Here is a 13719-nt window from a genome sequence, read left to right on the forward strand (position 1 = left end):
CTTCGGGCTCGGGTCCCAGGAAGATATCAGCTCTCGCGGAACTCGGTCAGACCGAATTCCTTCAAGACGGCCTCGGTATGTTGTCCGAGGGACGGCACCGGGTCCATACGCGGCTGCCAGGACTCACCGCTAATTGGTCGCAAAGATGGCATCGGGCCCGCCGGGGTTTCGATATAAGCCCAGCGCTTGCGGCTGCGCAGTTGCGGATGATCCCACACGGCGGACATGTCATTCACGCGAGCCGTACCGATCCCGGCGGTCTCGAGGCGCGAGATGGCTTCGTTCGACGGCAGCTTGCGGAACGTGTCACAGATGACGGCATCGATCTCAGCTCGCTCTTTCATCCGGCCCGCATTGCCCTTAAAGCGTGCTTCGCTGGCCCACTCGGGCCGTTGTAAGACGATCGTCGTGAACGCGGCCCACTCGCGATCATTTTGAAGTCCGAAAAGTACCATGCCATCAGCAGTTTCGTAGGGCCCATATGGGAAGATCGTGGCATGGCCAGCTCCCGCCCGAGCCGGAGGTTGTGCTCCGTCCATCGCATAGTAAAGCGGATATCCCATCCATTCCACCATGGCCTCCAGCATCGAGACTTCGACATGATCGCCCTGTCCGCTTTTGGCTCGACGCAGCAAGCAGGCCAAAATGCCCTGAAAAGCCATTGTGCCCGCAGCGATGTCAGCAATCGAGATGCCGGCCTTTGCAACGGCGTCCGGCGTGCCGGTCGTTGACAAAAAGCCGGCCTCCGCCTGAATCAGTAGATCGTATGCTTTGCGCTTCTCCCACGGCCCATTCGGACCGTATCCAGATATGTTGCAAGTAATCAGCTGCTTGTATGTGGAGCGCAGCACGCCATCGGCGAGCCCTAGGCGGGCAGCTGCCCCTGGAGCAAGATTTTGCACAAACACGTCTGCGTGCGCGATGAGCCGTTGCACGGCTTCCAACGCTCCCGGCCGTTTCAGGTCGAAGGTGACGCTCTCTTTCGACCGATTGGTCCAGACGAAATGACTGGCAAGACCACGCGCACGCGTATCATAGGCCCGAGCAAAGTCGCCACCATCGGGCCGTTCGATCTTTATGACTCGGGCGCCGAGGTCGGCAAGCTGACGCGTGCAATAGGGAGCCGCGATTGCCTGCTCGATTGCGATGACCAATACCCCGTCCAGTGGCCGCGTCACGACACCTCCGACCTTAGATTGTAGCTTCCGCCTTCATGATAAGCTCGTCCCGATCGTTCGTGGCCCACAGCAGGATTTTTCCGGTTTCGTCCGGCGGACTGCCATTCAGATGAAGTTCGCTGCCGTCGAAAAGCGGCGACACCGCGCGGAAGGAATATGCCTTCACCACCACTGAGGAAGGGAGACTGCGCCTAACGAGATCGATCAGGAGAGTAGCAATGAGCGGACCATGGACGATCAGGCCTGGATAACCTTCCACCGCAAAGACGTACGTTCGGTCATAGTGAATACGATGGCCGTTGAACGTGAGAGCCGAATAGCGAAACAGCATGACGGTATCCGGCACGATGCTGCGATGCCATGGTCCTTTCGGTGCAGTTGATCTCGCTCTGTCGGCGGGCGCTGTGACATCTCGATAGACAATGTCGTGATGGTCCGTCAGAAGTAGATGGCCGTTCTCGTCGTGGACGGCGTGCCCTACCGTGACGAACACCAGAGGGCCGGTCGTACCTTGTTTGGACGTCACGCTTTCGATCGTCGATGTCCGCTTGACATGCATGCCCACGCGCAGCGGGCTCTTAAAGGTGAGCCTGCTGCCCGCCCACATCCGCCGGGGAAGGTCATGGATGGGAGGAAGAAAGCCCCCGCGCTTGGGATGCCCGTCAGGCCCTAATGTCGATTGCCGTTCGTTAGGTAGAAAATACAACCAGTGGGCCAGCGGAGGCAGCGCAACCCCCGTTGAATAGAGCTGGTGGTCGGTTTCGAGGGTCGCATCCAGACGCTCAATCGGACTGGCTGTCACCATGTCTTCCTGGGTTACTGTGCGCCCGATCCATTCCTGGTAGTCGTGTCCGTCAACCATCTAGACCTCTCGTTCTGGTCGAACCTATTGGATATCGCTGGTGGACCAACAGTCGTATTATCCAGCAACAGCATTCGGAGTTGGAGAAAGGCATGCATTTCGATCTGGTGGATCTGCGGCTGCTTGTGCTCGTCGTGGACAGAGGTGGGCTTGCCGCGGCAGCCAGACATGCCAACCTCTCTGTTTCTGCGCTGTCCGAACGCATGAAATCGCTAGAGGAGCGGGCTGGCCTGCAGTTGTTCGAGCGTACGGTCAAAGGGACACGACCGACCTCAGCGGGACTGGAGTTCGCCGGGCACGCCCGCAGCATACTTATGCAGGCAGAGCGGCTGAGCGGGGCGGTCCGATCGTGGAGAAAGCGCGAACGGGGCCTGATACGGATGCGGGCCAATTCGAATGCCATCGCAAGCTTCCTTCCGGATGTCTTGGCGAGCTATCTCGCCCGGCATCCCGACGTGACGGTCGATCTCCAGGAGCAGACGTCGGATCTCATCGCGGTGGCGGTAAGAGCGGGTGAAGCAGACCTCGGAATTGCCGCCGAGAATGCGCAGTTTGAAGGGCTGCGAACGGAGCCATTCGGAGTGGACCGCCTTGTCGTACTGGTTCCTCCGGGGCATTGGCTCGCCGACTACACCTCAATAGGGTTCGCCGAGGTGTTGAACGAGCACTTCATCGGCCTAGATGAGCAGGCATCCATTCAGACATATCTCGCCGATCATGCGCGAAGGCTCGGTCGAGAGCTGGTCATCCGCATACGTTTGCGAGGGTTTGAAAGTGTTTGCCGCATGGTGGCTGCGGGCGCCGGCGTTGCCGTCGTCCCAGTAAGCGTCATCTCTTCTTCGGTGAAGGACGCAGGAGCGCGGGCTGTCGAGTTGTCGGATAACTGGGCCCAACGCAATCTTGTGGTCTGCCTCCCGGTCGATCGTCCCGTATCAGATCTGGTGCAGAGACTAATAGCGGACATAGCGAGGTCTACTAGGTCTCGATTCGCCGAAATCGGCGGAGATGCCGGCCCCCTGCGGACATAATCAGCCAGTGTTCGCCCACCGCGAGGGCGGCTTTCGGCAGAAACGAGTTTACAAAGAGTTCGCCGCGTGCGCTTTAGATCTCGGCCTCGCATGAGGCGTTTCCTCCCTGACTCGCCGAGGCCTTCAAAGGTCTCGGCATTTTCGTGAGATGAGGATGGGCAGAGTGCCGCTCGCCGTTAGCGAAGAATGGTGAGCTTATTATGGGAAAAGCCCTCGGGTCGTTTTCGCTGCCCGCACTCGTTCGACACCTATGGCCATGGCGGCGGTTCGATGAGAGACGTTGTCACGAGCGGCGCGGGTAACCATATCGTTGAATGCGCGATCGAGGATCTGATATTCCCTCCGCATAACCTCTTCTTCTTCCCAGAACAATTGCTGGAGGTCTTGAAGCCACTCGAAATAACTCACGATCACGCCGCCCGAGTTACAGAGAATATCCGGTATGAGGAATATCTCGTTGCGGCGCCTCTCTAGGACCAGATCAGCCTCCGGAGTGGTCGGGCCGTTGGCGCCCTCAGCAAGCACGCGACATCGCAGATCCCGCGCCACGCGATCATCGATCACCCGCTCCATGGCTGCTGGCACAAGGACGTCGCAAGGAAGCTGCAGGAGCTCGGCTGGATCGAGACGGGGCGCTTCGTGATAATCAGACAGACTTCCGTGCCTCGCCGCATGACGGATCAACTGTGTGACGTTGAGGCCTGCACGGTCGTAAAATGCGCCCGTGTGGTCGCCGACACCTACTATCTTGACGCCGCTCCTGCTCAACTCCAGTGCCGCGTACGAGCCGACGTTGCCGAAGCCTTGAACCACCGCGGTCGCCGTCGACCAGTCGATCGACAGATCCTTCAAAACTCGTTTGGCCAGATGGGCGACGCCGCGTCCTGTCGCCTCCCGACGCCCTAAGGTGCCTCCCGCGCCAACAGGCTTGCCGGTTACGATCTCCGTTACGGTACGCCCCTGGTACATGGAATACGTGTCCATGAACCACGCCATCACTTGCTCGTTGGTGCCCATATCGGGAGCCATGACGTCGACGTGCGGACCCACGAACGGAATCATCTCCTGCATATAGCGGCGCGAGAGCGCCTCAAGCTCTCGGTGGGAAATCTTCGCTGGATCGACACGAATACCGCCCTTCGCGCCGCCATAGGGTAGTCCGACCAGTGCGCATTTCCAGCTCATCCAAATCGCGAGGGCGGCGACTTCGCCGATATCAACACTAGCGGCAAAGCGCGTTCCTCCCTTGGTCGGCCCGAGTGTAAGGTGATGCTGGACTCGATAGCCCTCGAATACGGAGATCGACCCGTCATCACAATGGATGGGGCAAGAAACCGAGATGGCGCGCTTGGGAAGAAGCAAGCGGCTGCGTTCGTCGATGGGAATTGCCAGATGATCGGCAATCACGGTGAACTGTCGTGAAGCCATCTCGAAGACGGGCCCACTATAGATGCTCATTTTGGCTCCGATTTATCAATAAGCGACGGCCCGGGAGCAATCGACTAAGCGCCCGCGAGCGGATGGAGGACGCGCGGCTGTCTCGCAGCGCCGGCGATCACGTGAGAACTTGCGGGCGTGCAAGCACGCAGGCCCGAAATAGCAGCGGGATGTCTACTGCAATCGGAGCCACACGCTCTTCGTCTGAAGGAAATCCTTCATCGCGTCGATCCCACTTTCACGCCCCAAGCCGGATGTCTTGTAACCACCAAAGGGAACGGCAGGATCAGTCTTCCGATACATGTTGATCCAGACCGTTCCGGCCTGGAGTCGGGCTGCGACGCGGTGAGCGCGACTTACGTCCTTGGTCCAGAATCCCCCGGCTAAGCCGAAGTTGGTCGCATTAGCCGTGCGGATCGCATCCTCTTCATCCTTGAACGCGATAACAGAAAGAACGGGACCAAAGACTTCCTGCTGGGAAATCGTCATCGTGTTCTTCACATCGGCATAGATCGTCGGTTCGACGAACCATCCCTTGCCGCATTCCGGGGCGTGGGATCGCTTGCCGCCAAGCACTAGCCGCGCGCCCTCCGAGCTGGCTGTGTCAATCATCGAAAGTATCTTGCGGAATTGCTGTTCCGTCGCGACAGGGCCGATGTCGGTCGCTGGATCCAACGGGTCGCCCAGCCGCATGCCGCTTCCACGCCGGACCAGCTTTTCAAGGATCTGTTCAAGCACCGTCTCTTGAACGAGTAGGCGGGAGCCCGCGACACATGTTTGCCCGGTCGAGGAGAAAATACCTCCGACGGCACCGGCTGCCGCAGCATCCAGATCGGCGTCCTCGAAAATGATGTTAGGCGATTTCCCGCCCAGTTCCAGGGCTACCGGTTTGAGGTGGCGAGCGGCGAGCTCGTAGACTTTGCGACCGGCGTCGACACCACCAGTGAAGGAGATCTTGGCGACTAGTGGGTGCTGGACCAGCGCGGGTCCGATCTCGGAGCCGTAGCCGGTAAGAACATTCACGACGCCGGGCGGCACTCCAGCCTCTTCGAGCAGATCCACGAACAACAGTGTCGATGTGGATGTGAATTCTGATGGCTTGACGACCACCGTGTTGCCGGCGGCGAGGGCCGGGGCAATCTTCCAGGAAAGAAGTCTCAACGGCGAATTCCACGGAGTGATCGCGGCGACGACGCCGATCGGCTCGTATCGTGTGTAGTTGAAATAATTCTCCGGATCGACGGGGATAACGGAGCTGTGGACCTTGTCGGCAAGGCCGGCGTAGTAGTGATACCACTGCGCCATCGTCTGCATTTGGGTCCGCATTTCGGAAATAGTCTTTCCGTTGTCGCGGATCTCCCATCGCGCCAGGCTCTCGATGTTCTTCAGCACGAGATCTCCAACCCGGTGAAGAATAACCCCTCGCTGCTTTCCGGTCAGCCGAGGCCAAGGTCCTTCGACGAATGACCTGTGTGCGGAGTCGACTGCGTCGTTCACGTCGGAAGCATCGGCTTGCGGGACAGTCGCCCAGGTCTCTGATGTAAAAGGGTTCTGTGTTTCCAATCGCCGTTGGCTCTTTGACGCGCGCTTTTTTCCTCCGATCACCATCTCGAAGTGCTGCATTCCATCTCCTCCGTTTGAGCGTTCGCAACAAGCAGCTCAATAGATCGAGGTAGCAGCATGGGCAACGACAGCAGCTGTTATGGAAGTATGATCAAAATGAAAGAGGAGGCTTGTCCTGCGCGTAAGCTTCGGGGACTTCGAGTAAATTTGTCGCGACGGCCGTGGTTTGGTGCAGCGCGGGAAGCGACCGGCTGTCGATCTCGCCTTGACGTCTCCGGCTCACTGATCGTAGCAATCACTACGACGTCGTCCCGGTTGCCGGGTTGGTCGGAGATACAAGGAGGATCGTTCATTGTCAGCAGCTGTGCACGCAGAGAGCCGCGTTAAGGCGAAGGAAGCCGCCCGGGCGGGCTGGCAATATGAGTTGTACGACCTGCTCCGACGAAACAACTTCACGCAGTTTGCCTACGTCCCGGATGCCGGCCACACCGTTCTCATCAACGAGTCGCTCGCAGATGCCGAGGTCGAGTCGATCGCGCTTACAACCGAAGAAGAAGGTGTCGCGATGATGGCGGGTGCCGAGTTGGGCGGCGCCCGTGGCGTGCTGCTTATGCAGAGCAGCGGCGCGGGTAATTGCGTCAACCTTCTCTCCCTGATAGCGGGCGGACGCTTCCCTTTCTTGACGCTCCTGAGTATGCGCGGAGATTTCGGCGAGGGTAATCCCTGGCAGATGCCGATGGGGAGGGCCGTCGAGCCGGTCCTGGAAGCGATGTCGGTTCGATGTCTGCGTGTAGACCGGCCTGAGGACGTCGTGCCTGTCGTCTCGGCTGCCATCACGATGGCCTTCCAAGGCGGCGAGGCAGTTGCGGTCCTCCTCACTCAAAAACTCATCGGCGCGAAGGCGTTCTAGGGGGCATGATCATGAAAGCAAATGTTGGCAATCCGGAGTTCGACGAGCGCTACGTCCTTGATCGACGTGAGGCCGTTCCAGCGTTAGTGGGAGGTCACAAGGAGTTCCTGTTCATCGCGGGCTTGGCTGGCACCGCGCGCGATGTGACTTCGCTGGTGAACGATGGTCCGTCCGCCTATGGTCTCGGAGGGGCCATGGGGGCGGCGACGATGATGGGGTTGGGTCTCGCTCTCGCTCGTCCCGATCGTACCGTCATCGCCTTTTGCGGTGACGGAGAGTTGCTGATGAACGTCGGGTCCCTGGCCACCATCGGCGTCCGCAATCCTCCCAACTTGAGAATCGTTTGTGTCGACAACGGTCACTACGGCGAAACCGGCTACCAGCGCAGCCATACGAGTTTGGGCGTAGACCTTGAGAAGATCGCCGTCGGGTCCGGCATCAGGCGCACCCTGACTATCGGTACAGCAGCCGAGCTACCGAAAGGCAGCAAGTTGCTGCGGGAATCTGAAGATGCCGTCTTCATCTTGATGCGGGTCAAGCCCACCGATCCGCCGAAGTTTAAGCGAACTCTGGATCCGGCCGTGTGCCGCGTCCGTTTCAAGGCTGCTTTGGCGGATGCAGCTCGTGCGGGCGGCTGAGTCGAAGAGGCGCGAAGTGCCGACGGCACGCAGCGAAGACGCCGCGCCGTCGGCTACCGGCATCGACGTTCGCGATGTATCGAAGATCTTCGCGCTCGGCGCTTCGGAACAGACCGTGGCGCTCAAGCCGCTTTCCCTCACGATCCGGAAGGGCGAGTTCTTCAGCTTCATCGGACCGTCGGGATGCGGCAAGACAACCTTGCTCCGCATCATCGCCGGCCTCACCACCCCCACGACAGGTGGCGTTTTCATAAATGGCACGCAAGTGACCGGACCGGATTCACGGATCGGTATGGTCTTCCAGAAGTCCACGCTTCTACCCTGGCGAACGGTTCTTCAGAATCTTCTCCTTCCCGTCGAGGTGACGAAATCATGCTCGATGCAAGAGGCGAGATCGCGGGCCGATCGCCTGCTTGAGATGATGGGAATTGCCGCTTTCAAAAATCGCTCGCCAGACGAGTTATCCGGCGGCATGCAACAACGAGCGGCGATAGCTCGGGCGTTGATCACAGATCCCGAAATCCTGGCCATGGACGAGCCCTTCAGCGCGCTCGACGAATTCACGCGTGAGCGCCTGAACGATGAACTGATGGGTCTGCAAAAGAGCGCGCAAAAGACCATCATCTTCGTCACGCACAACATATCCGAAGCGGTCTTTCTGTCTGATCGCATCGGAGTGATGGCCCCAAGACCCGGGCGCTTAGACAGCATCATCGAAGCGCAGGGCTTTCCCGCTGTGAGGGACGCCTCACTCCGGAAGAAGCAAGAATTTTTCCGGGAGGTGGCGAGAGCCCGGGATGCCTTCGATAGGCTTCATTTGTGACTCGGGACCTATCGTTCGATGTTGTAAACGGAGAATGCAAGTGTCCAGCCAGGCCGTGAGAAGCGAATCCGAGATCGGCTCAGTCCCCTCGATCCTAGAGGGGGGCCGAAAATTCGGAGCAGCACTGCTAGCGCTCGGCATTGCGCTGCTGCTTCTCGCTATCTGGCAACTCTCGTCCCAATATCGACTTGTGTCCGCTCTGATCCTCCCGAGCCCAGCTCTGGTAGCGGGCGCGCTCTACGAAGGCGTGGTCGGCGGACGCTTCCTGAACGACATCCTCGTGACATTCAACGAAACCGTACTTGGCTTCCTGTTTGGAACGGTCGTCGCCATCACTCTGGGGGCGACGTTCGCATATTCGGGGCTCCTGCGGCGTGCCGGCTATCCCTACGTCATTGCTGTTCAGACGTTCCCGAAGATCGCTATCGCTCCCTTGCTGATAGCCTGGTTCGGATACGGCATAGGACCGAAGGTCATCATTTCGGCTCTACTCGCCTTCTTTCCGGTATTCACCGCTACACTTGCCGGATTCACTGAAGTGAACTCGGACATGATCGATCTGCTGCGATCGATGAAGGCGACGCGGCTACAAGAACTTCGCAAATTGAGGCTGCCCTTCGCGATGGCTTTCATCGTGCCTTCTCTCGATGTGGCCATCGTGCTGGCTTTGCTCGGAGCAATCGCTGCCGAACTGGTCGGCGGAGCCGCAGGTCTGGGGCAGGTCATTCAACAAAAGTCGTTCACGGGCGACATAGCGGCCGTTTATGCGGTCCTCGCTCTCACGGCCGCAATCGGCATAAGCCTTAGAAGCATCGTCAGGACGGTGACCCGAGCTCTTCAGTCAATGGCGTGGGGCTGATTGCAGGTATGGGCACGCAATGCCTTTCGGCACGATTGAATGGAGGAAGTCCTTGCGTTTAGTAGGTTGTTTGGCGGTTGCAGCCAATCTGTCCGTCTTCGTCTGTGGTGCGACGCAAGCCGAGAGTCTGAAGGAAGTGACCTTCGCATCCTCGGATACAGCATTGAGCATCGGGTCCGCGCCTTACTCATCGCTCCAGCCCACCTTGAAGTTGCCGGAGAAGTACGCGGGGGTGACGGTCAAGTTTCAACCTACCGCTGGCGCGACGGCTGCGGTGCAGGCCGTAAGCAACGGCAATGCATTCTATACTTTGGTGGCGTTAGCGTCCTTCTTGCCGCTCGCCCGTCAAGACCCGAACCTTGTTATCGTCTCGTTCGACCCCGGCAATTCTCTCCGGGTGATTGTGCCCCCCGATAGTCCGGTGAAGGGTCCCTTAGACCTGAAAGGTAAAGTTATTGGAGTCGGTAGTTTTGGCACGGCGGCCTATCCGTATGGCAAGGCTATCCTCAAGGAAGCCGGCCTCGATCCCGACAAGGACGTGACCTTCCTGCCGGTCGGTCTCGGAGCACCAGCGGCGGACGCTTTGAAAAGCGGCAAGATCCAGGCTTTCGCGGGGTTCGATAGCCCGAACGCGGTGATCGGAAATCTCCTCGGCGTGAAGATGAGAGACGTGCCGTCCCCGCTGAACGATCTCGTTGGTATGGTCGGTATGGTTGTCACCCGCAGTGAAATCGAAAAGCATCCGAAGGTGGTCGCAGGCCTGTGCCGTGCGCTCTACGAATCGTTCTTCTTCGCCGAAGGAAACATCGAAGGGACCGTGCGCAATCACTTTAAGGTCTATCCTGGCCAGCTCCCATCGAACAAACCACTTGATGAAGCGGTCCGGGAAGGCGAGGTCATCCTGAGAGCCAAGCTCGACGTCGTGAACCACAGAGGAGCCGGTGGCATCATCGGCTACCAGGAACTGCCGACCGTTCAGCACACCGTCGACAAGCTGTACGAGAACGGAATCCTTCCGGAGCGGATGGAAATATCAAAGTACGCGGACCAACGGTTCAAGAACGATTGTGGCGGTTTCGATCCCGCTGAGCTCCGGGCGCAGGCCCGCGCTTGGAAACCGCAATAGAGGAAATCGACAACTGGACACCGAGAGAGGAGAATATTCAATGACGGTCATCGAGCATCTTGCAAAGTGGGGGTCCGAAGCGCCCTTCGAACATTCAAGGGCAGCGCGAGACGTCGCTCGGCACGCTGTTGAAGACGTAATTGCCTGCATCATAGCGGGATCCAACGATCTCGGCGCCTCTAACGTCCGCAAGATGGTGTACGCCTCCGATAGTGCCGGTCCTGGCACGGTCGTCGGAGAGGAGAAGGCCGTGTTGCCGCAGCTGGCGGCGCTCGCAAATGGAACGGCCGGCCATGCATTGGACTATGACGATACGTTCCTTCCGGGCGTCAATCACGCCAGTTCGGTTCTCGTCTCGGCCCTCATGGCGCTTGGCGAGCAAGCGGGATCCTCGGGCGCCGAATTAATCGATGCCTATTTGGTCGGTCTAGAGCTCCAATTCGCGGTCGGCAGCGGTGTGATGCGTAGCCACTACGATTTTGGTTGGCACTCCACTTCGACGATCGGGTGCATCGGAGCCGCCGGCGCCTGCGCGCGGCTTCTCAAGCTGGATGCCAGGCGCTTCGCGCATGCGCTCAGCCTCGGGACGAGTATGGCGTCTGGGTGCAAGGTCCAGTTTGGCAGCATGGCAAAGCCTCTGCACGCCGGGCTTGCCGCTCAGCACGCCATCGAGGCGGCCCAATTGGCCGCGGCCGGCGTCGAGGGACGGCTGAATGCGCTTGAAGGAGGGATGGGCTTTCTCGAATTGTTCGGCGGCAAAGGACCGGCTGGCTGGGGAAAAAACATCGAGAAACTGGGCGCGCCGATGACGGCGGAGTCTCGCGGTCTCATGTTCAAACGCTATCCGTGTTGCGCCTCGACGCACCGGGTTCTAGACGCGTTCTTCGAGCTAAGGGCGCAAGAGAAGTTCGAGGCCGACGAGGTCGAAAGCATCAACACGCTAATTGGATACGGTAACTCGCGAAATCTGATGTACACAAATCCAGTCTCCGAAATGGAGGCTAGATTCTCTATGCAATATTGCATGGCCGTGGCTCTTGTCGACGGTGCTCCGAAGCTCAGTCACTTCACGCCGCAATCCGTCAAGCAGGAAAAATACCGTCGACTTTTCGGACTGACAACCGTCAGTTGCTACGATCCTGCGGAGGAGCAGAAGAACGTCGACCTAATGCGTCCTCATGTCATTACCGTCAAGTTGAAGAATGGCCGGTCGCTGGAACGGTCGCGGGATCTTCCGGTCGGTACCCTCAAATACCCGTTTAGCCTCGACGACCGCAAAGCAAAATTCGACGATTGCTGCAAATCTAGATTGGACAAGGTATCCTCCGATAGGCTCTTCGAGGCCATCAACAATATCGAGAGCGAAGGGCATCTGTCCCGGTTCACCGGTTTGCTGCGATTCGGAGCAAAGGCAAACCACGCTTTCCGCACTTCGAGCTTCGCGTGAGTGCGGCCGGAAGACCACGCATCCGGCCTCACGTGATCCATTCAGCGCAGAACGACTGCGACCGGAAAAAAATATGTCGTCGAAGCCACTTCCCCTGGATCAGGTTAGCGTAGTCGAATTCTGCTCGACGGCAGCGGGGCCTTTCGCGTCCATGCTGCTCTCGGATATGGGAGCGAGCGTCATCAAGGTCGAACCGCCAAATGGAGATGGCTTACGCCAATGGCCGCCGTTGACAGAAGGATTTAGCGAGAACTTTGCCTCACTCAATCGCAACAAGAAATCGATCGTCCTGGATCTCAAGAATGATGAGGACAATGACATTGCGCGGCGGCTTGTGCTCGATGCCGACGTGCTGATCGAGAACAATCGTCCCGGCGTGATGGAGCGCTTGGGGCTCGGTTATCCGCAATTCGCCGCGGAGAGGCCGGATCTTATCTACTGCTCGATATCCGCATATGGTCAAACCGGACCTCGAGCCGACGAAGGTGGGTTTGATCTCACCATTCAGGCCGCTGCTGGCGTGATGAGCGTAACGGGCGAAAGCGATGGAGCGCCGGTCAAATGCGGAGTTCCGATCTCGGATTTTGCGTCGGGTCTATACGCCGCTTTTGCCGTGACCTCCGCTCTGGTGCGGGTTCGGGCGGGGGGCAACGGCGCTCACATAGACGTTCCGATGTTTGGCTGCACGTTGGGTATAGCCGCGTTACAGACAAGTGAATTTTTCGGGACTGGTCTGCTCCCCCGCAGATTGGGATCCGCCCACCCGCGTAATGCGCCCTACCAGGCTTATCGAGCGGCGGACGGCTTCTTCGCGATTGCGGCTGGCAACGACGGACTGTGGCGCGAGGTCTGTCGTGTCGTCGGACGCGACTATCTCGTCACCGATGGGCGTTTCCTTACCACCGCTGACAGGGCTTCGAACCAGCACTCCCTCAAGGAGCTGCTGGAGGCCGTATTCGAAACCCAGCCGGTCGATTACTGGATCGGAGCCTTCGCGAAGGCTCGTGTGCCTCATGCAAGGATTAATAGCTACGACGCGGCCCTTGGAGATCCTCAGACGCGCCACATGGGATGGATCAAAGAACTCCAGTTGCCGGGTGGACGAACGACGCAGACTTTCGCATCGCCCCTGAAGTTCGGCGGCGAAAGCTTTGAAATCCGGAGCCGACCGCCCCTGCTGGGTGAACATACAAAGGAGTTCCGTGACGCCTACAGCCGCAGGCAGCCGGACCTCAACCGAGTTTCAACAAGGTCGGAGGACTGAGGTGAGCCAAAAGCTGCTTGCATTTGTGGCCGAGGTGACACGCTGTGTCGAAAACGTTCAGGACGAAGTCATAGTCGTTTCGCGCGTCAGGAAGGCGATGAGCGAGCTTGTGTCAACGGATGACTGGTTGCCTGAGACGATGGCGCTGTCCGATCCCAAATTCTATCAGCAACATCTGCTATATGGAGACCCTCTTGATCGCTTTTCGGTCGTGAGCTTCGTTTGGGGACCGGGCCAGCAGACGCCGGTCCATGACCATTCCGTGTGGGGTGTCATCGGCATGTTGCGAGGATCCGAGATCAACCAGAGGTACGGCCGGACGGCCTATGGGATGGACCCGATCGGTGGTTCCGAGCGACTGGAGCCAGGCGACGTGGAAATCGTGTCGGAAGCGGTTGGCGACATTCATCAAGTGCGAAATGCGTTCGATGACCGCGTGTCCATTAGTATCCACTGCTACGGTGGGAATATCGGGAGAATCCGACGTCATGTCTTCAAAGATCTCGGTGAGACCCAAGAGTTTGTCTCGGGTTATTCCAATGCTCTCACTCCCAACCTCTGGGCGCCAGCGCAGTGAGTGGGAC

13 protein-coding genes are annotated in these 13719 nt (G+C 58.8%); 9 read left to right on the plus strand and 4 right to left on the minus strand.

Annotated features, from left to right (window positions below):
- Positions 1-26: 26 nt before the first annotated feature.
- Both L6637_RS28210 and L6637_RS28215 read right to left on the minus strand, forming a co-directional pair.
- Positions 27-1178, minus strand: coding sequence for a CaiB/BaiF CoA transferase family protein (locus tag L6637_RS28210; protein WP_128929666.1), 1152 nt, complete (start codon positions 1176-1178; stop codon positions 27-29).
- A 13-nt stretch (positions 1179-1191) separates the two neighbouring features.
- Positions 1192-2040: an HTD2 family dehydratase gene (locus tag L6637_RS28215; protein ID WP_128929665.1), complete on the minus strand. Its 849-nt coding sequence runs from the start codon at positions 2038-2040 to the stop codon at positions 1192-1194.
- Between the two features lie 92 nt (positions 2041-2132).
- On the opposite strand from L6637_RS28215, the gene L6637_RS28220 reads away from it, so the two are divergent.
- Positions 2133-3068, plus strand: coding sequence for a LysR substrate-binding domain-containing protein (locus L6637_RS28220; RefSeq protein ID WP_128929664.1), 936 nt, complete (start codon positions 2133-2135; stop codon positions 3066-3068).
- Positions 3069-3266: 198 nt separating this feature from the next.
- Here the strand turns inward: L6637_RS28220 and L6637_RS28225 are convergent, their stop codons facing one another.
- Positions 3267-4526: a Glu/Leu/Phe/Val family dehydrogenase gene (locus tag L6637_RS28225; RefSeq protein WP_128929663.1), complete on the minus strand. Its 1260-nt coding sequence runs from the start codon at positions 4524-4526 to the stop codon at positions 3267-3269.
- A gap of 153 nt (positions 4527-4679) precedes the next feature.
- Complete coding sequence (locus L6637_RS28230) at positions 4680-6128, minus strand: aldehyde dehydrogenase (RefSeq protein WP_128929662.1); 1449 nt, start codon at positions 6126-6128, stop codon at positions 4680-4682.
- A 292-nt stretch (positions 6129-6420) separates the two neighbouring features.
- Between L6637_RS28230 and L6637_RS28235 the strand changes: the two genes are divergently transcribed.
- The 8 genes from L6637_RS28235 to L6637_RS28270 all read left to right on the plus strand — a co-directional run bounded on the left by L6637_RS28235 (position 6421) and on the right by L6637_RS28270 (position 13712).
- Complete coding sequence (locus tag L6637_RS28235) at positions 6421-6978, plus strand: phosphonopyruvate decarboxylase (RefSeq protein ID WP_232995587.1); 558 nt, start codon at positions 6421-6423, stop codon at positions 6976-6978.
- A gap of 5 nt (positions 6979-6983) precedes the next feature.
- A complete protein-coding gene (locus L6637_RS28240) occupies positions 6984-7616 on the plus strand; it encodes a thiamine pyrophosphate-dependent enzyme (RefSeq protein ID WP_206733166.1) in 633 nt (210 codons plus the stop codon).
- Positions 7617-7632: 16 nt separating this feature from the next.
- Entirely contained in the window at positions 7633-8439 is an 807-nt protein-coding gene (locus L6637_RS28245; protein WP_164933835.1) for an ABC transporter ATP-binding protein, read from the plus strand.
- A gap of 40 nt (positions 8440-8479) precedes the next feature.
- Positions 8480-9298: an ABC transporter permease gene (locus L6637_RS28250; protein ID WP_164933836.1), complete on the plus strand. Its 819-nt coding sequence runs from the start codon at positions 8480-8482 to the stop codon at positions 9296-9298.
- 19 nt (positions 9299-9317) lie between these two features.
- Entirely contained in the window at positions 9318-10424 is a 1107-nt protein-coding gene (locus tag L6637_RS28255; RefSeq protein WP_128929659.1) for an ABC transporter substrate-binding protein, read from the plus strand.
- Between the two features lie 40 nt (positions 10425-10464).
- Positions 10465-11871, plus strand: coding sequence for an MmgE/PrpD family protein (locus tag L6637_RS28260; RefSeq protein ID WP_128929658.1), 1407 nt, complete (start codon positions 10465-10467; stop codon positions 11869-11871).
- Between the two features lie 73 nt (positions 11872-11944).
- Positions 11945-13135: a CaiB/BaiF CoA transferase family protein gene (locus L6637_RS28265; RefSeq protein WP_128929657.1), complete on the plus strand. Its 1191-nt coding sequence runs from the start codon at positions 11945-11947 to the stop codon at positions 13133-13135.
- A gap of 1 nt (position 13136) precedes the next feature.
- Positions 13137-13712, plus strand: coding sequence for a cysteine dioxygenase family protein (locus tag L6637_RS28270; RefSeq protein ID WP_164933837.1), 576 nt, complete (start codon positions 13137-13139; stop codon positions 13710-13712).
- Positions 13713-13719 lie beyond the last annotated feature (7 nt).

The organism is Bradyrhizobium zhengyangense, assembly GCF_022012435.1.
Lineage (GTDB): Bacteria > Pseudomonadota > Alphaproteobacteria > Rhizobiales > Xanthobacteraceae > Bradyrhizobium > Bradyrhizobium zhengyangense.